Source organism: Cobetia sp. MMG027 (genome assembly GCF_027947415.1).
Lineage (GTDB): Bacteria > Pseudomonadota > Gammaproteobacteria > Pseudomonadales > Halomonadaceae > Cobetia > Cobetia marina.
In genome coordinates this window covers 318,568-342,097 of the sequence record NZ_JAQJIO010000002.1, presented here as the reverse complement: position 1 = coordinate 342,097, position 23,530 = coordinate 318,568, and the positions used below count along the sequence as shown (strand labels likewise).

At 62.5% G+C, this 23,530-nt stretch carries 19 protein-coding genes; 3 read left to right on the top strand and 16 right to left on the bottom strand.

The genetic code is table 11. The annotated features are described in order from the left end of the window. Positions 1–82 precede the first annotated feature (82 nt). Positions 83–1,540, bottom strand: a complete 1,458-nt coding sequence (locus PJK54_RS03495; RefSeq protein WP_077374627.1) for a sodium-dependent transporter — start codon at positions 1,538–1,540, stop codon at positions 83–85. A gap of 408 nt (positions 1,541–1,948) precedes the next feature. On the opposite strand from PJK54_RS03495, the gene PJK54_RS03490 reads away from it, so the two are divergent. Next, a complete protein-coding gene (locus tag PJK54_RS03490) occupies positions 1,949–2,602 on the top strand; it encodes a potassium channel family protein (RefSeq protein WP_077374629.1) in 654 nt (217 codons plus the stop codon). Then, on the top strand, positions 2,599–3,993 hold the full coding sequence (locus PJK54_RS03485) for a TrkH family potassium uptake protein (protein WP_271302247.1): 1,395 nt from the start codon (positions 2,599–2,601) through the stop codon (positions 3,991–3,993). Before PJK54_RS03490 ends, PJK54_RS03485 begins: the two co-directional genes overlap by 4 nt. A 138-nt stretch (positions 3,994–4,131) precedes the next feature. On the opposite strand, the gene ihfA is transcribed toward PJK54_RS03485, so the two are convergent. From ihfA to galE, 15 genes are all read right to left on the bottom strand, one after another. After that, positions 4,132–4,494: an integration host factor subunit alpha gene (gene ihfA, locus PJK54_RS03480; RefSeq protein WP_103751403.1), complete on the bottom strand. Its 363-nt coding sequence runs from the start codon at positions 4,492–4,494 to the stop codon at positions 4,132–4,134. Positions 4,495–4,520: 26 nt separating this feature from the next. After that, the gene (pheT, locus tag PJK54_RS03475; protein ID WP_271302246.1) at positions 4,521–6,905 is read right to left on the bottom strand and encodes a phenylalanine--tRNA ligase subunit beta; all 2,385 of its coding nucleotides are present in this window, start codon (positions 6,903–6,905) and stop codon (positions 4,521–4,523) included. Positions 6,906–6,961: 56 nt separating this feature from the next. Continuing rightward, the gene (gene pheS / locus PJK54_RS03470; protein ID WP_084208128.1) at positions 6,962–7,981 is read right to left on the bottom strand and encodes a phenylalanine--tRNA ligase subunit alpha; all 1,020 of its coding nucleotides are present in this window, start codon (positions 7,979–7,981) and stop codon (positions 6,962–6,964) included. A gap of 358 nt (positions 7,982–8,339) precedes the next feature. Then, positions 8,340–8,693 carry a 50S ribosomal protein L20 gene (rplT, locus tag PJK54_RS03465; RefSeq protein ID WP_043335644.1) on the bottom strand — a complete coding sequence of 118 codons (354 nt, stop codon included), beginning with the start codon at positions 8,691–8,693 and terminating at the stop codon, positions 8,340–8,342. 45 nt (positions 8,694–8,738) lie between these two features. Then, the gene (gene rpmI, locus PJK54_RS03460; protein ID WP_043335648.1) at positions 8,739–8,933 is read right to left on the bottom strand and encodes a 50S ribosomal protein L35; all 195 of its coding nucleotides are present in this window, start codon (positions 8,931–8,933) and stop codon (positions 8,739–8,741) included. Between the two features lie 100 nt (positions 8,934–9,033). Beyond that, entirely contained in the window at positions 9,034–9,573 is a 540-nt protein-coding gene (gene infC / locus PJK54_RS03455; protein WP_077374638.1) for a translation initiation factor IF-3, read from the bottom strand. Positions 9,574–9,607: 34 nt separating this feature from the next. Then, on the bottom strand, positions 9,608–11,506 hold the full coding sequence (thrS, locus tag PJK54_RS03450) for a threonine--tRNA ligase (RefSeq protein ID WP_084208127.1): 1,899 nt from the start codon (positions 11,504–11,506) through the stop codon (positions 9,608–9,610). A gap of 345 nt (positions 11,507–11,851) precedes the next feature. Continuing rightward, a complete protein-coding gene (locus PJK54_RS03445; protein ID WP_065392602.1) occupies positions 11,852–12,727 on the bottom strand; it encodes an OmpA family protein in 876 nt (291 codons plus the stop codon). A gap of 278 nt (positions 12,728–13,005) precedes the next feature. Beyond that, entirely contained in the window at positions 13,006–14,160 is a 1,155-nt protein-coding gene (locus PJK54_RS03440) for an amidohydrolase (RefSeq protein WP_271302245.1), read from the bottom strand. Positions 14,161–14,271: 111 nt separating this feature from the next. Beyond that, positions 14,272–14,784, bottom strand: coding sequence for a DUF2489 domain-containing protein (locus PJK54_RS03435; protein ID WP_077374644.1), 513 nt, complete (start codon positions 14,782–14,784; stop codon positions 14,272–14,274). 155 nt (positions 14,785–14,939) lie between these two features. Continuing rightward, positions 14,940–16,082 carry a glycosyltransferase family 4 protein gene (locus tag PJK54_RS03430; protein WP_077374646.1) on the bottom strand — a complete coding sequence of 381 codons (1,143 nt, stop codon included), beginning with the start codon at positions 16,080–16,082 and terminating at the stop codon, positions 14,940–14,942. Beyond that, positions 16,079–17,431 (bottom strand): UDP-glucose dehydrogenase family protein, encoded by a 1,353-nt coding sequence (locus PJK54_RS03425; RefSeq protein ID WP_271302244.1) that lies wholly within the window; start codon positions 17,429–17,431, stop codon positions 16,079–16,081. The genes PJK54_RS03430 and PJK54_RS03425 overlap by 4 nt, the downstream gene beginning before the upstream one ends. Before the next feature lies 1 nt (position 17,432). Next, positions 17,433–19,328, bottom strand: coding sequence for a phosphoethanolamine transferase (locus PJK54_RS03420; RefSeq protein WP_271302243.1), 1,896 nt, complete (start codon positions 19,326–19,328; stop codon positions 17,433–17,435). 25 nt (positions 19,329–19,353) lie between these two features. After that, on the bottom strand, positions 19,354–20,184 hold the full coding sequence (cysQ, locus tag PJK54_RS03415; protein ID WP_077374657.1) for a 3'(2'),5'-bisphosphate nucleotidase CysQ: 831 nt from the start codon (positions 20,182–20,184) through the stop codon (positions 19,354–19,356). 167 nt (positions 20,185–20,351) lie between these two features. Then, positions 20,352–21,371, bottom strand: a complete 1,020-nt coding sequence (galE, locus tag PJK54_RS03410) for a UDP-glucose 4-epimerase GalE (protein ID WP_084208121.1) — start codon at positions 21,369–21,371, stop codon at positions 20,352–20,354. Positions 21,372–21,897: 526 nt separating this feature from the next. Between galE and PJK54_RS03405 the strand changes: the two genes are divergently transcribed. Continuing rightward, positions 21,898–23,394, top strand: a complete 1,497-nt coding sequence (locus tag PJK54_RS03405) for an SLC13 family permease (RefSeq protein ID WP_271302242.1) — start codon at positions 21,898–21,900, stop codon at positions 23,392–23,394. The last annotated feature ends 136 nt before the right edge of the window (positions 23,395–23,530 follow it).

Here is a 23,530-nt window from a genome sequence, read left to right as displayed (position 1 = left end):
AGGATGCAAGACGCCCCCGCCGCTTTCGCGACGGGGGCGTCTCGTCATTCCAGGGCCTGAAAGCCCTCGACTCTCTGGCTTGTCAGGCGACGCGAGGCCCACGCAGACGCGGTGACAGCGTCTCTCCTGCCCCGCAGGCCAGCACGATGGCCCCCAGGAAATACGGCCAGTCCTCTAGACTCAGGGCCGCCACGCCAAGCGCATCAATGAAGATCGCCACGATGCAGATCGGGCTGACATAGCGAATCATGAACAGCCAGATACGGTAGCCTCCCTCACTCAGATCCAGCTCATCGCGCAACATGCTGCTCTTGAAGACGAAGCCGGCCAGCAGCGCCATGGCAATGCCACCGATCGGCATCATCCAGCGCGAGGTCAGGTAATCCAGCCAGTCGAAGAAGTGCTTGCCGGCCAGGGTCCAGTCCGCGCCCAGATTGAAGGACAGCATCGCGAACATCGCGACCAGCCACAACACGCTTCCGGCTAGCCACGATGCCTTGGTGCGACTCATGTTGCGGTTCTCGCTCAGCCAGGCGACGGTGGCCTCGATCATCGAGATCGCGGACGTCAAGGCGGCAATGGAGAGCATGGCGAAGAACAGTACCCCGAACAGCTGACCGAAGGGCATCTGGTTGAAGGCCACCGGCAGGCTCATGAAGATCAGCCCCGGACCGGAGGACGGGTCCATGCCATTGGCGAAGATGATCGGGAAGATCGCGAGTCCCGCCATCAGCGCCACCAGCGTATCGGCGATCGCGACCGTGAAGGTGGTGCGAGCGATGGAGGTGCCTGACGGCAGATAGGAGCCGTAGGTCAGGATGGCGCCGGAGGCCAGCGACAGGGTGAAGAAGGCATGCCCCAGCGCGGCCAGCACGCCCTCACTGCTCAATCGGGAGACATCGAAGTCGAACAGGAAGTGGAAGCCTGCCGAGAAGTTGCCGGAGGTCAGGGCGTAACCGATCATGATCAACAGCATGATCACCATGCCCGGCATCATCCAGCGCACGCTCTTCTCGACCCCCTCCTGCACGCCACGCCCGACGATCAGCATGGTCACTACCGTCACCAGCGTCGCCCAGCCACCCAGTGCCCAGGGATTGGCGTTGCCAGCCTCGAAGATACCGCCCAGCTCAGCGACGCCATGTCCGGACAGCGACCCGCTGGCCATCTTCCACAGGTAGCTGAAGGACCACCCCGCGACCACGACATAGAACGACAGGATCATGAAGCCGGCCAGCATCGCCATCCAACCGAAGACCTTCCACAGCGGGCTGGCCCCCGCTTCCCGGGCCAGGTTGGCGATCGCCTCGATGGGGCTGCCGCGACCACGGCGCCCGAAGGCGATCTCCGCCATCATCACGGGTACGCCCACGGCGAGAATGCAGGCCAGATACACCAGCACGAAGGCGCCTCCGCCATATTCACCGGTGATATAGGGAAACTTCCAGATATTGCCCAGCCCTACCGCGGAACCGGTAGCTGCAAGGATGAACCCCCAGCGACTGATCCAGAGATTCTTGGGTTGCTGTCTTGCCGTCATGGAATACCTTACGAGTTATTGTTGTGAGCCAGTGGTGATCGACGCAACGCCTTGCCGTCTCGGGTGCTCACGCAGACCATTTTACTGATAAGAAGGATGTTCGTCCGCGATTCCTGTGGAAAATCCCCACACGCACCTCGCAAAACGTCTGCGATAGCGCCATTACCAAGCGACGCCATCCACTCTACATCAGCCACTGCTAATTGGTAACATTTGAAACGACCATCAGAGCAGGCGCTTGGCAAGGGAAATCCCTGTCGGACGAGGATCAGTGCGGAAGCCGACATCGACGAGTCACTGGAGTAAGCTCATCCATGAGCGCACCTGAAAGCGCTAGCGGCAGAGCCTCGGAATTCGCTGAGCTGACAGGTCTCTCGCCCTCTCAAGCAGCGCAGACAAGGAGTCGTCATGCATCGTCAATTCGCGGTGATCGGACTGGGGTATTTCGGCAGTACCGTCGCGCGGGAGCTCAGGCGCCACGACCATGAAGTGCTCGGCGTGGATCTCGATGAGAAACGTCTCAATGCCATGGCGGACCTGCTCAATCAGGCCGTCATTGCCGACCCGACCGATGAGCATGCCCTGCGTGAGCTTGGCCTCGAACAGTTCGACGCCGTGTTGATCGATCTGGCCGACTCGATGGAGCAGAGCCTGATCTGCGCGCTGCTGGCCAAGGAACTCGGTGCCAGGGAACTGTGGGTCAAGGCGACCTCGGATGCGCATCACAAGCTGCTCAGCCGTCTGGGCGTGGATCACATCGTGCACCCGGAGTACGACCTGGGCGTGCGGGTGGCGGAAAGCCTCGCCTATCACGCCATGGTCGACTTCATCCACCTGGGCGATCACCAGTTCGTGGTCGAGCTGGAGGTCAGCGAGCGTCTGTGCGATGACTGCCAACAGCTCGATCAGCTCCCCATCGATGAGGACATCAGCGTGATCGCCTTGCGCAAGGGCGCGACACTCGATCGCAAGCCTTCCGGCAGTACGCAGTTGTCCGCTGGCGATCATCTGGTACTGATCGGCGAACTGAGCGCGCTGCGCAAGCTGGGGGCGCATCTGTGAGGCAGCGCTACCGACGCTATCTTCGCCCCCTGACCCGTGGCCCACGCGGACCCATCATCCACCTGTCGCCTCCGGAGATCCTGCTGGGCGGCTTTCTGGGACTCAGCATGCTGGGGGCCTGCCTGCTGAAACTGCCAGGCATGCATCAGGAGGGCCTCAGCTGGCTGTCGGCACTGTTTACCGCCACCTCGGCGGTGACCGTCACCGGGCTTTCCGTCACCCCGCTCAGCGAGTTCACCTTCGCCGGGCAGGCCGTCGTGCTGGTATTGATCCAGCTGGGCGGGCTCGGTTTCATGACCATCGCCGCCCTGTCACTGGTGATGCTGGGGCAACGACTGCCGATGCATCAGACCAGCCTGCTGCGTGAAGCGCTCAACCGCAGCAGCTCACGCGAGATCGGCCGACTGCTCAGGGTCATCACCGCCTTTGCGGTGACATTTGAACTGGGCGGCGCTCTGCTGCTGGCGCTCGAATGGGTGCCACGCCATGGTTGGGGACGCGGCATGTGGCTGAGCCTCTTCCACTCGGTCTCGGCCTTCAACAATGCCGGCTTCACCCTGTGGCCGGACAGCCTGTTGCGCGAATCCCGCAACCCGCTGGTCGCGAGCGTCATCAGCCTGCTCTTCATGACGGGTGGCATCGGCTTTGCCGTGATCGGCGAACTGCGCGAGCGCAGGCGTGAGCATGGGTGGCGCGTGCTGCTGCACCCCTCACGCTTCTCCGTACAGACACGCCTGGTGCTGGAAGCCACCATCGCACTCAACCTGTTGAGCCTGGTGGTGATACTGGCGCTTGAATGGGGCAACCCCGATACCCTGGCAGGCATGCGTGATCATGGCGAACGCTTCATCTCGGCAGCCTTCATGGCAGTGACGCCCCGTACCGCCGGCTTCAGCATGTTCGATACCTCCGCGATGACACAGGCCTCGACCCTCTGGACCATGGCGATGATGTTCATCGGTGGCGGGAGTGGCTCGACGGCCAGTGGCATCAAGATCACCACCTTCGTGGTGCTGCTGCTGACCACTCGCGCCTTCCTGCGCCAGAGACACTCACCGACCCTGCATGGCCGCCGTATCGGAGACGAAACTGTCTTCAAGGCCATCGCCGTGGCCTTGGCCGGCATGCTGTTGATCTTCAGCATGCTGTTCGGGCTGACCATCACCGACCCCGACCACGACTTCCGGTCATTGGCCTTCGAGACGGTCTCGGCGTTCGGCACCGTGGGACTGAGCCTGGGGGTGACGCCGGAGCTTTCCGCTCCCGGACAGTGGTTGATCATCATCACCATGCTGCTGGGACGCACCGGCCCGCTGGCACTGGGTTACCTGCTGGCAACCCGCAGCCGTCCCGGCGTCAGCTATGCACGCACCGAACTCTCCATCGGCTAGGCAGCACGACTTGTCTGACGCACTTTCTCTCGCCCTGAACGACGAAAGCCCCGATGCAGGGCATCGGGGCTTTTCACTCGAACGACAGGAGCGGCGAAGCTGTCAATGGCTCAACGGCAACGGCTTCGACCAGCGACCTCAGTGATCATCGTCATCATGATGATCATCGTGGTCGTCATGCTCCTCAAGGCGCTGATGGGTATGGCCTTCGCCATCGTACTCATCCACCCGAGCCTTGAGTTTCTGGCCAGGACGGAAGGTCACCACGCGACGCGCGGAGATCGGAATCTCCTCGCCTGTCTTGGGATTGCGCCCCGGACGCTCGCGTTTGTCACGCAGATCGAAGTTGCCGAAACCGGACAGCTTCACCTGTTCGTTCTCACGCAGGCAGCCACGAATCTCATCGAAGAAGACTTCGACCATCGACTTGGCTTCGCGCTTGGACATGCCAAGCTCTGCATGGAGATGCTCGGCGAGTTCCGCCTTGGTCAACGCTCCCATGTCCGCTCCCTCGTTCAAGTGGCGACTCATGCTCTCAGCGCCGCCCCGAAACGTGTGTGGCCATCGGCGACGATCGCATCGACTAACTGATTGATTTCCTCATCATTCAGCGTGCGCGAAGGATGCTGCCAGGTCAAGCCCAGAGCGAGCGACTTGTGACCATCGGCTACTCCCTGGCCCTGATAGACGTCAAACAGGCGCAGATCCGTCAGCCATTCCCCGGCTTGCGAGCGGATGGCGTCGAGCAGCGACTGCACGTGCACGCCCTCTTCGACCACGAAGGCCAGGTCACGACGCACTTCCGGATACCTGGAGAGCGGTGCAAAGCGCGGCAGACGGCCCGCACAGGCAGCGGCCAGCGTGATCTCGAACACGAACACCTCGACCTTCAGGCCGAGTTCGGCACGCGCCGCCGGGTGCAAAGCCCCCATCCAGCCTGCCGGCTCGCCGTTGTAGAACAGCTGAGCGGACTGACCCGGATGAAGCGCCGGATGCTCGGCAGCCTCGAAACGCCAGGCATCCAGGTTGCCGCCCAGTGCCAGCAGTGCCTCGACATCGCCCTTGAGATCGAAGAAGTCGACCTTGTCACGACCGCCATTCCAGCCTTCCGGCAGACGTGCGCCGGTGATCAGGCCACCGATCATCGGTGTCTGCTCGAGGGAGTCCAGCTCACCACGGAACACAAGCCCGGTCTCGAACAGGCGCACGCGCGACTGCTGACGATTGAGGTTGTGACTCAGTGCCTTGACCAGCCCCGGCAGCAGCGAGCTGCGCATCACGGCCATGTCGCTGGAAATCGGGTTGGCCAGTACCGGCGCCACCCCTTGCGGGTCCAGCGTCTTCTGCAGCTCAGGGGCGACGAAGCTGTAGCTGATCGCTTCCTGATAGCCCCGCGCCACCAGCTGACGACGCAGACTGGTCAGCGGCTGGGTGGTCTCATTGGCCACGGCCGGTGCCAGGCGCGCGTTCGGGCGGCTGACCGGCAGATTGTTGTAGCCGTGGATGCGCGCCAGCTCCTCGATCAGGTCAGCCTCGATGCTGACATCGAAACGCCAGCTCGGCACCGTCACCTGCCACTGGCTCTCGCCATCGGCCACGACCTGCATGCCCAGACGCTCGAGGATCTCGACGATCTCGGCATCCGGCAATGCCATGCCCAGCGTGCGCTCGACACTGGCGCCGCTCAGGCTGACGACGGCGGCCTTGGGCAGCGCTGCGTCGCTTGCGACCTCGATGATCGGGCCCGGCTTGCCGCCGGTGATCTCGAGCAGCAGAGCCGTCGCCCGCTCGATGGCATCACGCTGCAGCTGCGCGTCCACACCCCGCTCGAAACGATGCGAGCTGTCGGTGTGCAGGCCATAGCTGCGCGCCTTGCCAGCCACGCTCAACGGCGCGAAGAAGGCCGACTCGAAGAAGATGTCGCGCGTCTCGCCGTTCACGCCACTGCCTTCGCCGCCCATCACGCCAGCGATGGCCAGCGGGCCCTTCTCGTCGGCGATGACCAGGGTGTCGTCACGTAGCGCGACTTCCTGACCGTCGAGCAGCGTCAGCGGCTCTTCAGCGGCCGCCATGCGCACCTCGATGCCACCGTTCAGGCGCGCCAGATCGAAGGCGTGCATCGGCTGACCGAGCTCCAGCAGCACGTAGTTGGTGACGTCGACGACGGGGTCGATGCTGCGGATACCACTGCGGCGCAGACGCTCCTCGAGCCACAGCGGGGTGGTCGCGGCGACATTGACGTCGCGCACCACACGCCCCAGATAGCGCGGGCAAGCCTGCGGCGCACTGACGGTGACCGGGAAGGTGTCGTCGATCTGGGCCGCGACCGGCTCGATGCTCGGTGCCGTGACGGCCAGACGGTTGAGCACACCGACTTCGCGCGCCAGACCCTTGACGCTCAGGCAGTCACCGCGGTTCGGAGTCAGATCGACCTCGATGGCGTTGTCGTCGAGGTTCAGGAAGTCACGGGCATCACGACCCACCGGCGCATCCGCGGCCAGCACCATGATGCCGTCGGAGGCTTCCGCCTCCAGCCCCAGCTCGGAGGCACCGCAGATCATGCCGCGGGATTCGACACCGCGCAGCTTGGCCTTGCGAATCTTGAAGTCACCCGGAAGCTTCGCGCCGACCTGGGCGAAGAGCACCTTCTGACCGGCGGCGACATTCGGCGCGCCACACACGACCTGCACCAGCTCACCACTGCCATCATCCACCTGACAGACGTTGAGGCGATCAGCCTCAGGATGCGGTTGCTTGTCCTTGACCTCGGCCACGACAACACCGGTGAACTCACCGGCGACGGGCTCGATACCATCGACTTCCAGGCCGGCCATGGTGACCTGATCGGCCAGCTGCTGGGTGTTCAGTTCCGGCGACACCCACTCACGCAGCCACTGTTCGGAAAATTTCATCTTGCTGTCCTGTTCCGTAAGTTCACGCCCTCACGGCGCGATACGTGAATGAGTGCCTAGCTGAACTGGCGAAGGAAACGCAGGTCATTCTCGAAGAACAACCGCAGGTCATTGACGCCATAACGCAGCATCGCCAGACGCTCCACGCCCATGCCGAAGGCGAAGCCGCGGAAGCGTTCGCTATCGATACCGGAGTGACGGAAGACTTCCGGATGCACCATGCCGCAGCCCATCACCTCGAGCCAGCCGGTGTGGGAGCAGACACGACAGCCGTCACCGGCACACATCACGCACTGGATGTCGACTTCGGCGGACGGCTCGGTGAACGGGAAGTAGGACGGACGGAAACGGACTTCCAGATCATCACGCTCGAAGAAGGCATGCAGAAACTCTTCGACAGTGCCCTTGAGGTCAGCGAAGCTGACGTTCTCATCTACCAGCAGCCCCTCGACCTGATGGAACATCGGGGTATGGGTCAGGTCAGAGTCGCAGCGATAGACACGCCCCGGGCAGACGATGCGCAGCGGCGGTTCGCTGGCCTTCATGCTGCGCACCTGCACCGGCGAAGTATGCGTACGCAGCAGACGCGTGGCGTCGAAGTAGAACGTATCGTGCATCGCACGCGCCGGGTGATGCGACGGGATGTTCAGCGCTTCGAAGTTGTGGTGGTCATCTTCGATCTCCGGGCCTTCGGCAACCCCGTAGCCGATGTGCGCGAAGAAGCTCTCGATGCGCTCAAGCGTGCGCGTCACCGGGTGCAGGCCACCCACTGGTTCGCCGCGTCCCGGCAAGGTGACGTCGACGCGTTCAGCAGCCAATCGTGCATTGAGCGCTGCCGTTTCCAGCGCGGTACGACGCGCTTCCAGCTCGCCGTTCAGCAGCTGCTTGGCTTCGTTGATGGTCTCACCGGCCTTGGGACGCTCTTCGGGGGACAGTTTGCCCAACCCCTTGAGCAGCGCGGTGATCTCGCCCTTCTTGCCCAGAAAGCGTACCCGCACCTCATCGAGGGTCTGGACGTCTCCGGCCGCCTGGATCGCGGTGCGTGCTTCGTCCACCAGGGTGGAAAGATGTTCCATCCGTTCAGCTCCGATCGCTTGAGTCACTGGCGCGGCAATGTCCGCCACCAATGGAAGTCGCGCCGACCCGAGGGTCGGCAGGGAGAGCGCTCCGCCTGCGGTGAGTCACACAGACGATCGCGCCCTTGCCAGGGACCGGCCCACAACGCGGCCAATCCCGTTCATGTCACTGCTGACCCACCGCCGATTCTCTGACGGCAGGCCAAACAAAAACAGGGGAAGAGCGGCTGCTCTTCCCCTGTGACGTAACACGTCATCTCGATACCGCCTGAGTTGCCCAATGCAAGCATTCGACAGTCACGGCCCGATTCGCCGCCTGAGCGGCTCGCCGGGTCTGGGCGACATCTGATCCGGTCACTTACTGAGCAGCCTTGGCCTTCTCGACGATGGCAGCAAAGGCAGCTTTTTCGTGAACCGCGATATCGGCGAGGACCTTGCGGTCGATCTCGATATTGGCCTTCTTCAGGCCAGCGATGAAGCGGCTGTAGGACATGCCATTGATGCGGGCCGCAGCGTTGATACGCGCGATCCACAGGGCACGGAACTGACGCTTGCGGACACGACGGTCACGGTAAGCGTACTGGCCGGCCTTGATGACAGCCTGCTTGGCTACGCGGAAGACGCGTGAACGCGCTCCGTAGTAACCCTTGGCCTGCTTCATGATCTTCTTGTGACGGCGACGTGCGACGACGCCACGCTTGACGCGGGACATAGCGTACTCCTGATATTAAGAAAGTTGGACCGAGGTAAGGACGGCTTACAGGTTCGGCAGCATGCGCTGGATCAGCGCCTTGTCTGCAGCGTGAACCTGCTTCATGCCACGCAGCTGACGCTTACGCTTGGTCGACTTCTTGGTCAGGATGTGGCTACGGAAGGACTGCTTGTGCTTGAAGCCGTTGGCAGTCTTCTTGAAGCGCTTGGCAGCGCCGCGGTTAGTCTTGATCTTCGGCATGAGTATTAACTCCGCTCGGTTTCTTGAGAAAATCCAAGGCCGACAAAAAGAGCCACGCCCGCAAGCGTGACCCTGATGTGTCCGTTCTACTGCCTGTGGATCACTTCTTTTTCGGCGCGAGAATCATGATCATCTGACGGCCTTCCATCTTCGGGAAGGACTCGACGGTCACGAGTTCACCGAGGTCGCCGGCGATACGTTCCATCAGCTTGCGGCCGATGTCCTGATGCGCCATTTCACGACCACGGAAGCGCAAGGTAACCTTGCCCTTGTCTCCGCCTTCGATGAAGCGAGTCAGGTTACGCAGCTTGACCTGATAATCACCTTCATCGGTACCAGGACGGAATTTGACTTCCTTGACCTGGATTTGCTTCTGCTTCTTCTTCTGAAGATTCTTCTGTTTCTTCTCATCGAAAAGAAACTTGCCGTAATCCATGATCTTGCAGACGATGGGATCGGCATTGGAAATCTGGACGAGGTCGAGCCCTGCCTCTTCGGCCTTGGTGAGCGCTTCTTTCGTCGGCACTACGCCGACCTGCTCTCCATCTGCGTCGATGAGGCGGACTTCGTCCGCACGAATACGGTCATTGATGGGAGCCCGCTTTTCCTGGGGGCGTCCGCGCTGATTATTCCGCTTGATCGTTGCGTCTCCGTTTGGCTGAAATTCGTTACTGTCAGACCTGTTCTTCCTTCAGGCGTTCCATGAATTCTGAAACTTTCATGGTGCCGAGGTCTTCACCGGAACGGGTTCTGACAGCTACTGCATCAGCTTCCACTTCCTTGTCGCCGACGACGATGAGGTAAGGAACCTTCTGCAGAGTATGCTCACGGATTTTAAAGCCGATCTTCTCGTTCCTCAAGTCTGCTTTGACACGGATGTCATGTTTCTCGAGGCGAGAGACCAGATCCTTGGCATATTCTGCCTGGGAATCCGTGATGTTCATCACGACAATCTGCTCCGGGGCGAGCCAGAAAGGCATCGCGCCAGCGTGGTGCTCGATCAGTATGCCGAGGAAGCGCTCGAAGGAGCCGAGAATCGCACGGTGCAACATGACCGGAGTGCGACGCTCACCGCTTTCATCGACAAACTGGGCACTGAGACGCTCAGGCAGATTGAAGTCGAGCTGTAGCGTACCACATTGCCAGACACGATTCAGGCAATCTCGCAGGGAGAATTCAATCTTTGGTCCATAGAAGGCGCCTTCGCCCGGCTGAAGCTCCCACGGCAGGCCGGTCGCATCCAGTGCCGCCTGCAGACCAGCCTCGGCCTTGTCCCAGGCTTCCGGCTCACCGATGAACGACTCGGGGCGTGTCGAGAGCTTGAGCTCGACATCCTCGAAGCCGAACTGACGATAGACTTCCAGCGTCAGTCGGATGAAGTCTTCCGCCTCGGACTGCACCTGATCATCGGTACAGAAGATGTGAGCATCATCCTGAGTGAAACCACGCACACGCATCAGGCCGTGCAGAGAGCCTGAAGGCTCGTTGCGATGACAGGAGCCGAACTCGGCCAGACGCAGCGGCAGGTCGCGGTAGCTCTTGAGCCCCTGATTGAAGACCTGGACGTGGCACGGGCAGTTCATCGGCTTGACGGCGTACTCACGCTTCTCGGACTCGGTGGTGAACATCAGCTCGTTGTAATGCCCCCAGTGCCCGGACTTCTTCCAGAGCGAAAGATCGACGACCTGAGGCGTCTTGATCTCCTGATAGCCGTTGGCTCGCTGGATCCGGCGCATGTACTGCTCGAGCACCTGATACATGGTCCAGCCATTCGGGTGCCAGAACACCATGCCCGGTGCCTCTTCCTGCATGTGGAAGAGATCCAGCTTCTTGGCCAGCTTGCGGTGGTCGCGCTTCTCGGCTTCCTCGAGACGCTTGAGGTAGGCCTTGAGCTGCTTCTTGTCCGGCCAGGCGGTGCCATAGATACGCGTCAGCATCGGCTTGGTGGAATCACCACGCCAGTAAGCACCTGCCAGCTTGAGCAGCTGGAAGTGCTTCAGGTGACGCGTGTTCGGCACGTGCGGACCACGGCACATGTCGGTGTATTCTTCATGGTGATACAGGCGGATGGTATCGCCCTCACCGATGCCTTCGATGATTTCCTGCTTGTACGGCTCTTCACGCTTCTCGAAAGCGGCCATGGCCTCGTCACGCGAGACGTACTCGCGGACCACGTCGTACTCGCTGTCGATCAGCTGCTTCATGCGCTTCTCGATGGACTCGAGGTCTTCCGGCGTCACGGAGCGACCGAAATCGATGTCGTAATAGAAACCGTCATCGATGACCGGACCGATGGCCATCTTGGCATCCGGATAGAGCTGCTTGACGGCATGACCGATCAAGTGGGCGCAGGAGTGACGGATCACGTCCAGGCCTTCGGCATCACGGGCCGTGAGAATGGCGACGTCAGCATCTTCGGTGATCATGTCGGCGGCATCGACTTCGACGCCGTTGATCTTGCCGGCGACACACGCCTTGGCAAGGCCGGGACCGATGGATTCGGCCAGCTGCATCACGGAAATCGGAGTATCGAAGGTACGCTGGCTGCCGTCAGGCAGGGTAACGATAGGCATGAAGGAATCCTTGCATTCAGTGGTGGCCCTTACCAAGGGTCACGTGAAGCGAATTTAGCCGAGCGCCTGGGGCGTCGGCTCGATGGGGTGGTACGGATCATGGACGGAACGGTTGCCGTCCCCGGCCTACGATGCCAGGGGAAGCTGCCGTGATGGCGCAGAGCGCTGACGCGCCGGCCACACATCACGGACGCACGGACCGATGGCCCATGATCGAGACAAGACCTTAGCAGCCCACTCAAATAGCGTAAAGACACACCCATGAGCTGGTACATGATCCTGAAGGGGGAAACGCAGACGGGGCGCCCGAAGGCACCCCGTCTGATTCAGCTTACCGCGATGGGCTTACTTGACTTCAGCAAGCTCGACGCGACGGTTTTCAGCACGACCTGCAGCGGTGTCGTTGCTGGCAACCGGCTGCTCTTCACCGTAACCCATGGTTTCCATGCGGTTGGAACCGACACCTTCAGAGGCCAGGTACGCCTTGACGGAGTCAGCACGCTTCTGGGAGAGCTGCTTGTTGTAGGAGTCAGAACCCACGGAATCAGTGTGACCTTCGATACGGACACGAACGTTCTCGTTGGACACCAGCTTGGCAGCCACACCGTTCAGCACTTGCTCAGCGCCGGAGGTCAGCTTGGCGGAGTCGAACTCGAAGTTCACGTCGCGCAGCACGAGGTCAGCGACACAGCCCAGGGCGTTGACCTTGGCACCTGCCGGAGTGTTCGGGCACTGGTCCTGGTAGTCCGGCACGCCGTCACCATCGGAATCCAGCGGGCAGCCTTTCGCGTCAACAGTGACGCCGGCCGGGGTACCCGGGCACTGGTCCTTGTAGTCAGCAACGCCGTCACCGTCGGTGTCCAGCGGGCAGCCTTTCGCATCGACTGCGACGCCTGCCGGAGTACCCGGGCATTCGTCACGATCGTTCGGCACGCCATCGCCGTCGTCGTCCATGGACTTCGGAGCGTCGTCAGCACACAGCAGTGCACCGGCAGTCGCGCCGCCCACGGCACCCAGAGAAGCGCCGGTGTCTTCGTCGCTGTCGCCAGAGACGCCGTAACCAATCCCCCCACCGATCAGGCCACCGGCCAGACCGCAGACGAACGGCTGGCTGTACCACGGCTTCTCAGCGGATGAGGACTGGGAAGCAGAGCTTGCACAGCCAGACAGGCCAACAACCAATGCAGACCCCAGAACCAGGCCAGTCGTAGATCTTTTCATGTAAGACTCCTTCTTTACACAGCGCTATTTGTAACGGGGTGTTACGCAGCGGCTCCGAGTATAAGAGCCGAACTCGTTACGGTGAAAGGAATTTTATATACCTCATCCCTTTAGAAGAAAGCACATCTGAGTGCGTCCTTCCAGCTCTGATCGGGTCTGTTTCCCTTGAAAACGGTACCGATCCTCATGCATACGTTGAAGGAAAACAGTGTTTTTTGCAACGTCGAAAAACTTTGACACTACCTGTATCATTTAAGAGACGCTGTAAAAGTCACGATTCATGCACCGTTCAGGTGGTGACGCACCAGTCCCTCGAAGAGCGCGACACCCGGCAAGATCAGGTCATCCGGGAAATCATAGCGGGGATGATGGAGTCCCGGGAGCGCTTCACCGGCCCCCAGCGTGAACATGGCGGCATGGCATTCTCGCCCCAGCACTCCGAAATCTTCCGACCAGCGATGTGCCTGATCCAGCTCATGACAGGGCTGCCCCACCTGCGCCGCCACGCCACGAATCACCGCGTTCGCCTCAGCTGAATTCCAGGTCGCCTCAAAGGCATCGCACCAGTCCACCTCGATGCCGAGATGGTCCTCTTCCGCCTCACTGCGGGCCAATGAGACCGCCGCCTCGGCGAGGGCCTTCATCATGTCGTTGCTTTCCGTGCGCAGGGTCGCCATCACCTCGGCATCCCCCGGCGCGGTACCGAAGGCGACCTCCCCCAGCCGCGCGTGCACCAGAGTGACCATGGCAAGCCCCGTCTCGTCCGCGAACTGCAGCGGCAGTCGAGAGAGTCCCTGCATGATGCGACACATGGCCATGGCGGGACTGCGCCCATTCTCGGGATGGGCTGCGTGGGCGCACAGTCCGGAAAGCCGCACGATCATGCCCCGCGAGGCACAGGTGAAGGCGTCATCACGGACGCTGACCTCTCCCAGCGGCCGCCCCGGCAGATTGTGGCAGGCATAGAGGAAATCCGGCTTGATGGTCTCGAATGCCTTGGTGCGTACCACCGCACGCGCGCCCTCTCCGGTCTCCTCGGCGGGCTGGAACAGCAATACCACCTCGCCCCTGGCTACCGGGCGCCTGGCCAGACGCTGCGCCACTCCCAGCAGCCACGTCATGTGCCCATCGTGACCACAGAGATGGCCGACATGCTGGTGACAGGATGACCAGTCTCCCCGTGGCACCTCATCGATGGGCAACGCATCGAGCTCACAGCGCAACATGACCCGCGGGCCGGGCGCGGCACCGCGGAAGATGGCCGCCAGACCATGCCCCCCCAATCCCGTGACCACCTCGGCGCCTGCCTCTTCCATCCAGCCGGCGATCAGGGCCGAGGTAGCTTCCTCCTGCCCGGACAGCTCCGGTGCCCGATGCAGCGCATGGCGCAGCTCGATCAGTTCAGTTCCCAGCAGCGGGAGCGTATTGTTCATGCCAGCCTCTCAATGGCCTGATACCACCCGAATTCACACGATGCCCTGCGGCTCGTGACCCGCGGGTCCGAAGCAAATGCTCTCCCCGCCCGTGCGCAGCACCCGATGCCGCTATAGCGCCTGACCCAGATCCGTCGGTGCCACGGGCCGTTCACGTCCCAGGTACTCGCGATACCACACCGGCATGCTTTCCAGCACGCATTGCGCTGCCTGCTGAAGAGGCTTGGCCATCTCTTCCTCGACGGCGATGCGCTCCTTGTCCTCTGCCAGCCGCTCACGCGGGCTCAGTGCCTTGCGTGCCGAGTGGGTATGCAGGTGGGACACTCGCCCGTGCAGGGTGCCAAAGGCCCCCAGGACGTCATCCTCTGCCAGCGAGGTATCCAGTATCTCGATCAACACCTTGCAGCGCAGCCCCCCTTCCACGAGGTCCACCTGGCCGGCCTGCATGGCACGGGCAATCGCTTCAAGACTCTCCAGGCAATTGGCGCGTGCACGCGTCAACTCCTCTGCACGCAACGCCTCGCGCTTCCTCACCTCACGGCGCAACTTGAGCGCATACGCCGTCAGACCGGCGATGATGATGAGTGCAATGACGATCAGAATGATGCTGGTACTCAGGGACATGCGATTCTCCTGCCGAAATCAAGTGACGAGTATAGGGACTGCGGACGGGACACCCAAGGCGGCGCGATGCCCCAGGGACCCCCGCGCGATGCCTGACAGAAAAAAAGCCCCGTATCCAGCGGAATACAGGGCTTTCTGATCAGCAGGTGATTCGCTCAGCGCCCCGCCATCAATGCCTCGAAACTGGCCTTGAGCTTGAGGTTCTGGGCCTGATGGGAGTAGCCCGTGGCAAGTGCGGCCAGGGTTCTGCTCAGCGCATCGGAGTCGCTCTCCAGCAGATGGGTACAGCGCTCGGCCCACTGCGTCGGGCTGGATTGCGCGGCCATCACCAGCGAGGGGTGATCGTCGAGCAACTCGGCCGAGCCGACACGCGCATTGAGCAGTACCGGCGTACCACAGGCCATGGCCTCCAGCGCGACACGTCCGAATTCCTCGATATGTGCCGGCAGAACGAACAGGTCCAGCGCACCATAGAGCGTTTCGACCTCGGCGATGGTCGAACGCCAGATCATGCGCTCAGCCACGCCGGCCACCTGTGCCTGCTGCTGGTAGGGCGCGGCATCATCCTTGCCCACCACCAGAAAACGATAGCGTCCGGGGCTGGCCTGCTCCATCAGCGCGGCCATGGCGACGAATCCGGCCACATTGCGCTTGGTGAAGTTCCCTGAGGTCACCAGCCCGATCAACTGCTCTTCCCCACTGACGCCAAGCGCCTCACGCTGGGCTTCACGGCCGGCACGTGCACGCTCGGGCGTGAACTGCACCGGGTCATAGCCCGGGTAGCTGATCTCGATCTTGTCCGGCGAGATCGCGTAGCGCTCGACGAGATCATCGCCCATCATGCGCGAATTGACCGCCACCTGACGGAACTTGCCACCGTTGAGCACGTGATCATGGATCGCGGCCACTTCATGATTCTCAGGCAGATCACGGCCATGGATGCACTGTGACGCCAGATGCACGCAGTTGTGCAGATAGACGGTATCCGGGCTCTCGCAATCCCCATGGCTGACCAGCAGGTCCGGCGTGTGGCGACGGGCCCATGCCTGAACCCGACGATTGAACCAGAAGCGCCGATAGGCCCCCTTGAACGGCCAGCGCCACAGACGCACCAGCTCCGCGCCATGCTCCCGCGCCAGCTCAGGCTTGCCACGTTCGGCGAGAATCACCACGCGATACCCCAGCGCGGTCAGGGCGTCCGCCTGCTCGAAGGCGTTGCGACTGGCACCGGTGCTCTTCTCGACCTGACGAATGGCAATCGCGGCCAGCTTTTCTGACCTCGCGAGACCCGCGCTCACGAGGCCTCCGGAGCTTGATGCATGGAATCACCACGGCCGACCGCGTAATACATCAGGCCGGCAGACTTCATGGCGGACGGCTCGAAGAGGTTGCGGCCATCCACCACCACCGGGAAGGCCAGCTGCTGCTTCAACCACTCGCCATCCAGCGTGCGGAATTCCTTCCACTCGGTGCAGATCACTAGCGCATCCGTGCCCTTGACCGCCTGGATGCGATCCGCCACCAGCACCAGGTCATCGCGCTCACCGTAGATACGACGGCATTCCTTCATCGCTTCCGGGTCATAGGCCTGCACCTTGGCACCCGCCGCCCACAGCGCTTCCATCAGCGTGCGGCTCGGCGCATCGCGCATGTCATCGGTGTTCGGCTTGAAGGCCAGCCCCCAGACGGCGATGGTCTTGCCGGCGAGATCCCCATCGAAGGCACGTGACAGCTTCTCGAACAGCGTGACCTTCTGGCGCTTGTTGACGGATTCCACTGCGGTGAGCAGCTCGGCCTCATAGCCTACCTGACTGGCGGTACGTGCCAGTGCCTGGACATCCTTCGGGAAGCAGGAGCCACCGTAGCCACAGCCCGGGTAGATGAAGTGGTAGCCGATGCGCGGGTCACTGCCGATCCCGCGACGCACTTCCTCGATATCCGCCCCGAGACGCTCGGCCAGATTGGAGATCTCGTTCATGAAGCTGATCTTGGTGGCCAGCATCGCGTTGGCGGCGTACTTGGTCAGCTCGGCGGCGCGCACATCCATGAACATCAGCTTTTCATGGTTGCGATTGTAGGGGGCATAGCATTCGCGCATGCGCTCGCGCACCGCCTCGGAATCGGTGCCGACCACGATGCGGGCACCGCGCGTGAAGTCCTCCAGCGCCGCGCCCTCCTTGAGGAATTCCGGGTTGGAGCAGACATCGAACGCAACGCTCACGCCGCGGTGCTTGAGCACCTCTGCCACGCGGGCATGCACGCGATCCGCGGTGCCCACCGGCACGGTGGACTTGTCGATGATGACCTTGTAGTCATCCATGTGCTCACCGATGGTGCCCGCCACGGCCAGCACGTACTTGAGATCGGCACTGCCGTCTTCATCCGGCGGCGTGCCCACGGCGATGAACTGCAGCACGCCGTGCGCGACGGCCTCGCGGGCGTCGGTGGTGAAGTTGAGACGCCCTGCCTCCACGTTGCGCGTCACCATGCTCTCGAGCCCCGGCTCGAAGATGGGGATCTCACCCTGCTTGAGGCGCTCGATCTTGGCAGCATCCACGTCCATGCAGATCACGTCATGGCCAACATCCGCCAGACAGGTGCCGGTGACCAGACCTACGTAACCTGTTCCGAAGACAGTGATTTTCATGTCAGTCCTTGGGTGTCTCTGAGGGTAGTGAAGGGGGTGACAGGGTGATCGGCGCGGAGGTTTCCCTCGCCGTCACGCCAGAAGATTGTGCACGAGCGGATGACGCGCCATCCGAAGCGCTGTCGAGCAAGCCATCTGGACTTTCCAGCAGACGCGTCGTGGCCTCCACGGCCTCTTCCAGTTCTTCGGCACCGGGGGCCAGCGGCCGGGCAAGGAAGTCCGACGGCAGATCCTCGAAGAAGTTCAGACGCCCCAGTTGATCCAGCACTGGATGGCGCTCGCGCGGCTGATAGCAGGCCGACCAGGGTGACAGACATGGCTTGTCCCCCGAGAAGTGGATTCCCATCCAGTCACTGGCCAGATAGGGAAGATCAAAACTGGCGAACGGCTGACGGGCATGCTCGCGCAGATGCACCATCTCACGCTCGGGATTGGGACCACGCCCCGCCTGCCAAAGCCACAGGGGAATGCGATAAGGCGCCTGGCTGGGGCGATCACCGCCATGCACGTAGGCATCGCTGAGCGGATCATGCTCAAGACCATGATCGGAAAGGTAGAGCACGCCGGCGTGGCGACCCTCGAGACGTTGGAAGACGCCCTCAAGCACCTGGTCCGTGAAGCGGATGCTGTCATCATAGGCATCGGTCAGCGGCGAGGTACTGTCTGGTGTCAGGAAGTAACGCAGCGAGTCGGGGTACTGCAGGCTGGCCGGCGGATGGCTGCCGTACAGATGCAGCACGATCAGTCGCGGCCCCTTGACCTTGCGCGCCAGTGCCTCATCGAGTGCATCCAGCAGTCCGTCGTCGTACTCCGTCATGATGGTTCTGGCGACGTCGGCACGCTGGGCGATGGCGGTGATCCAGGTGCGCTCGGAGGTGATATCGAGCCCCTGACGCGACAGCCACTCCGTATGCATGCCGGCCTGATTGGCCAGTGAAATCAGGTTGGCATCCAGATAGCGCGGCGAGAAGGTGCGCGGGTCCATCAGACTGGAAAGCATCGGCACCGCCAGCACCGTCTGCGGCGCCGGCGCGATGGCCTGGTCAAAGACCACCAGCTGATCACGACGGGCGTCGAGATTGGGCGTGGTCGGACGCGAATACCCGTAGAGCGACAGCTGATCACGCCGCTGGGACTCACCGATCACCAGCACGAAGACCGCATCATCCGGCACTTCAGGGCTGAGCGTGACCTTGCCGAAATCGTAGTCATCCGCCATCAGTGCCTTGAAACGCTCCTTTTCCCACCAGGCATGTGAGGTGGTGGCCAGGTTCCAGCCCGGCGATACCGACAGCGTGGTGATGGCCAGCGGCACGCTGGCACGCCCCCACTGCCAGCTACCAGCCAGCAGCATCAGCATCCAGAGCACGAAGGCGATTCCGCTGCGCCCCCCCAGCCGGGCGCGAGCCAACCCCGCCCCATGGCGATTGGCCAGTGACAGGGCCAGCAGAAAGAACCCCAGCGGCACGATGAGTGCCAGCGGGAACTTGAACAGCATCGCCATCGACTCGCTGCGACTGGTATCCAGCGAACTCAGCGCGAAGGCCAGGCCATAGCGCGAATCGTAATAGACGGCGCTGACCACACTGGCCGAGAGATTGACGCCCAGTGCGGCCATCAGGCCAAGTGCCGGCCAGCGCCAGCGTGGGCGATGGGCTGCCGCCAGCAGACACGGCCACAGCAGCAGGTTGCCGATAAGGATCAGACCACCCTCGAGCAGCCCGTGGTAGATCAATGGCACCAGACTGGCCAGCGATGACAGCAGCACGGCGCTGATCAGCCCACCGGCGACACCGCCATCGGCGCGTCTGGCAAAGAGAGCACGCCCCGCGCGGCGCAGCATGCCTTTGCCACCACCGGCCCCGGGCCGCTCATTGTCATGGGTTTCACGCATCATGAGTCATCTCGCTCAGGCGCAAGCGTCAGCACTCCAGCACCTGGCGCCAGCGGCCGTCAGACTGGCCACAGGCAATGAAGAAAGGATTTCTGAGGGTGTCACGCGCGTTGTAACGCAGGACATCCGGCTGACCATCGGTCAGGCTCTGCGCATCGAAGACACACCCGCCCGCCGCTTCCAGCACGGCCTGCGCCGCGGCGGTGTCCCACTCGCAGGTCGGGGCATAGCGCGGGTAGAGATCCGCGTCGCCTTCCGCGATACGACAGAATTTCAGCGAACTGCCGCAGCTGACGGTCTCGACCGGCGTCAGACGCTCGATCAGCGCCGCCGTCTGAGCATCGAGATGCGACTTGCTGGCCACGACTCTCAACACCTCGGGCTCCGGGCTGACGCGAATGGCCGTTCGTCCATTGGCGTCCTCGCGAAACGCGCCCACGCCATCAAGCCCGCTCCAGGTCGCCCTGAGCACCGGCGCATCCACCACGCCCAGCACGCTGCGCGTCCCCTGGATCAAGGCGACATTGACGGTGTATTCGCCACTGCCGTTGACGAACTCGCGGGTGCCATCCAGCGGGTCCACCAGCCAGAAGGTCTGCCAGTCACGGCGCGCCACGATATCCGCCTTGTCGCTTTCCTCGGAGAGCACCGGAATCTGCGGCGTCAGGCGGGCCAGCCCCTCCACCAGCACACGGTGTGCCGCAAGATCCGCGGCCGTCACCGGACTGTCATCGGCCTTGGCGCGTGTCTCGAGATCGCCGCCCTGCGCAACGGCGAGTATCGCCTGCCCCGCTTCACGGCAGAGCGTCTCGATGGCCGTCAGAAGTTCAAGATCAGGGGTGACATCAGACTGATTCATGGAAGTCTCGCAGATAATTCAAGGGAGTCAGCACGCGGCTTTCAGCTCGGGGCCATCATACGCAAAAGCGGCCGCGGATTCTGCCCACGGCCGCTTCCAGGAAGCCATTGATGACGGGGTGCGAGCTCACTCGCACGCCCATCTCAATCGGTGCTGCTATGCCTGCTTCAGTTGCTGCGATAGCCATTGGGGTTGCGTGACTGCCAACGCCAGCTGTCAGCCATCATGCGATCCAGCCCCAGCTCCGCCTTCCACTTCAATTCCTTGAAGGCCTTGTCCGGCTCCGCCCAGCATTCGGCGATATCACCGGAACGCCGCGGCGCGATGCGATAAGGCACCGGGCGACCGCTGGCCTTCTCGAAGGCCTTGACCATGTCCAGCACGCTATAGCCAGTGCCGGTGCCCAGGTTGTAGGTGTGGACGCCATCACGCGCATCACCGGCCAGATAGTCCAGCGCCTTGAGGTGGCCATCGGCCAGGTCGACGACGTGGATGTAGTCACGCACCCCGGTGCCATCCGGCGTCGGATAGTCATCACCGAACACGGCCAGCTCTTCAAGGCGACCCACCGCCACCTGGCTGATATAGGGCACCAGGTTGTTGGGGATGCCGTTGGGGTCCTCACCGATGGTACCGGACTCGTGGGCACCCACCGGATTGAAATAGCGCAGCAGCGCGATGCGCCAGCTGTCATCCGCCACGGACAGGTCACGCAGCACTTCCTCGACCATCAGCTTGGAGCGGCCGTAGGGGTTGGTCGCGGACGTCGGGAAGTCTTCACGGATCGGCGTGGACGCCGGATCGCCATACACGGTGGCGGAGGAAGAGAACACGATACGCTTGACGCCGGCCCGCGCCATGGCATCACACAGCACCAGGGTGCCATTGACGTTGTTGTCGTAGTAGGCCAGCGGCTTGGCGACGCTCTCGCCCACCGCCTTGAGCCCGGCGAAGTGGACCACGGCCTCGATATCATGACGCTCGAACAGGCTGTCGAGCAGCGCGCCGTTGCGGATATCCCCTTCGACGAACGGCACTTCGCGTCCGGCAAGCGTCGCCACACGCGCGAGGGAGGCTTCGCTGGCATTGGACAGGTTGTCCAGCACCAGCACCTGATGGCCGGCCTCCATGAGCGCCAATACCGTATGAGACCCGATGTAGCCTGCACCACCCGTGACCAGAATCATCCATCATCTTCCTTGTGAAAGTAACGCGACAGTGGGCCGCGCAGTTGACCTGCGCCGGCCCCGTTCATGGCTGCTAACCCTACCTTCCAGCCCTTGCGCTCACAAGTCCACAGCCAACGACAGCGTCTGTCGCCAGACAGCAACCTGACCCGTGCAGGATGGCGTCACGCAAGGCCTCGCACGCGACCTGAGCGCCTCGGATCGAGCGTCGCGCTTGCGCGGCGTCAAGGTTTCACCCACGGGAGTTTCGAAACAGGCAATGAAGGCTATTGAGCCGTGGCGCAATGCTGAGACAATGGCGCCGCCTGCCGGCCCGAAAGCCCCACCTGACCGACTCTCGGCGGCGATCGACCGACGCAGGCAGCATGACACGACGTGCATGACCTCCCGTTCAGGAACGAATGCATGCCGTGCAGTGAACAACGCCAACACGACAACGTGCCATCACCTACCATGACCCATACCAACAACACGATGACCAACATGATGAGGAAGCCTGTCGCCAGCGGGCTTCTCTGGAGTCGACATGCCTGAACAACCTACCGATCACGTCGTTGATCAATCCTCCACGCCGCCACAAGCGCCACTTGCGGCGCGTATCGGTCTGATACTCGGTCCGCTCCTGCTGCTGCTGACCTGGCTGACCCCTGCCCCGGGCGACATGCCGGACACCGCCTGGCTCTGCGTGGGTCTGGCGCTGTTGATGGCGACCTGGTGGGCCACCGAAGCATTGCCGATACCGGTGACATCGCTGTTGCCCATCGTGCTGGTGCCCGCACTCGGCATCGACGACATCAAGAGCACCACGGCAGCCTATGCCAATCCGACCATCTATCTGTTCCTCGGTGGCTTCCTGCTCGGGATCGCCATGCAGCGCTGGGACCTGCATCGCCGCGTGGCCCTGCATACGCTGAAGCTTGCCGGCCATTCACCCCGCCGTCAGATCGCCGGTTTCATGATCGCCACCGGCTTCATCAGCATGTGGGTATCCAATACCGCGACCAGCATCATGATGCTGCCCATCGGCATGTCAGTGGTCAGCCTGATGTCCAGTGGCCGGGATGAGCGCGACAGCGACGACCCGGAGCTGAAGCGCTACGCCGCCGCCCTGCTGCTGGCCATCGCCTACTCCGCCAGCCTTGGCGGTATCGCGACACTGATCGGTACGCCGCCGAATGCCCTGCTGGCGGGTTACCTGTCCAGTGACCAGGGCATCGAGATCGGCTTCGCCCAGTGGATGGTCGTCGGCCTGCCGGTGGCCATCGCGATGTGCACCATCACCTGGTGGTGGTTGACGCGCACGCCCTTCTCCTTCGCATCCGAGACTTCGGACAGTGGCGAGATGATAAAGCGTGAGCTCAAGGCACTGGGTGTCATGAGCAGCGCCGAGAAACGTGTCGGCATCGCCTTCCTGGTAGCCGCCCTGCTGTGGATGTTCCGCCCGCTGATCAATCAGAGCGGCCTTGAGTGGCTGTCGGATACCGGCATCGCCATGGCCATCGGCGTCGGGCTGTTCGCGATTCCCTCCGGCACCTCACGCGGTCGTCGCCTGCTGGTGTGGGAAGACGCGCGTGACCTGCCCTGGGGCGTATTGCTGCTGTTCGGGGGGGGACTGGCACTGGCGGGCGTCATCAAGAGCTCGGGTCTGGCGGAGTGGATCGCCGGACAGCTGTCGATGTTCAGCGTGCTGCCGCTCATCGGGCTCGTGGGCATCGTGGTACTGGTGATCATCTTCCTGACCGAGGTCACGTCCAATACCGCGACGGCCGCCGCCTTCCTGCCCCTGCTGGGCGCGCTTGCGCTGTCGCTGGACATCGACCCGCTGCTGATCACCGTGCCGGCGGCCATCGCGGCCAGCTGCGCCTTCATGATGCCGGTGGCCACGCCACCCAACGCCATCGTGTTCGCCACCGGGCACCTCAAGATCCAGACCATGATGCGCGCCGGCTTCTTCCTGAACCTGGCAGGCACCGTGGTGGTCACGCTGCTGGCCTATGGCCTGATCATGGCACTGTGGAGCTGATTCCCTGACAGCGTGACGTGACCCATCACTCGCGCCGCAAGGGGGATCCCCCGAAACGACAACGCCGGACTCCCATGGAGTCCGGCGTTGTCGTTCATGCCAGGCAGATTCTGCAACATCTCATCATGACACCTGC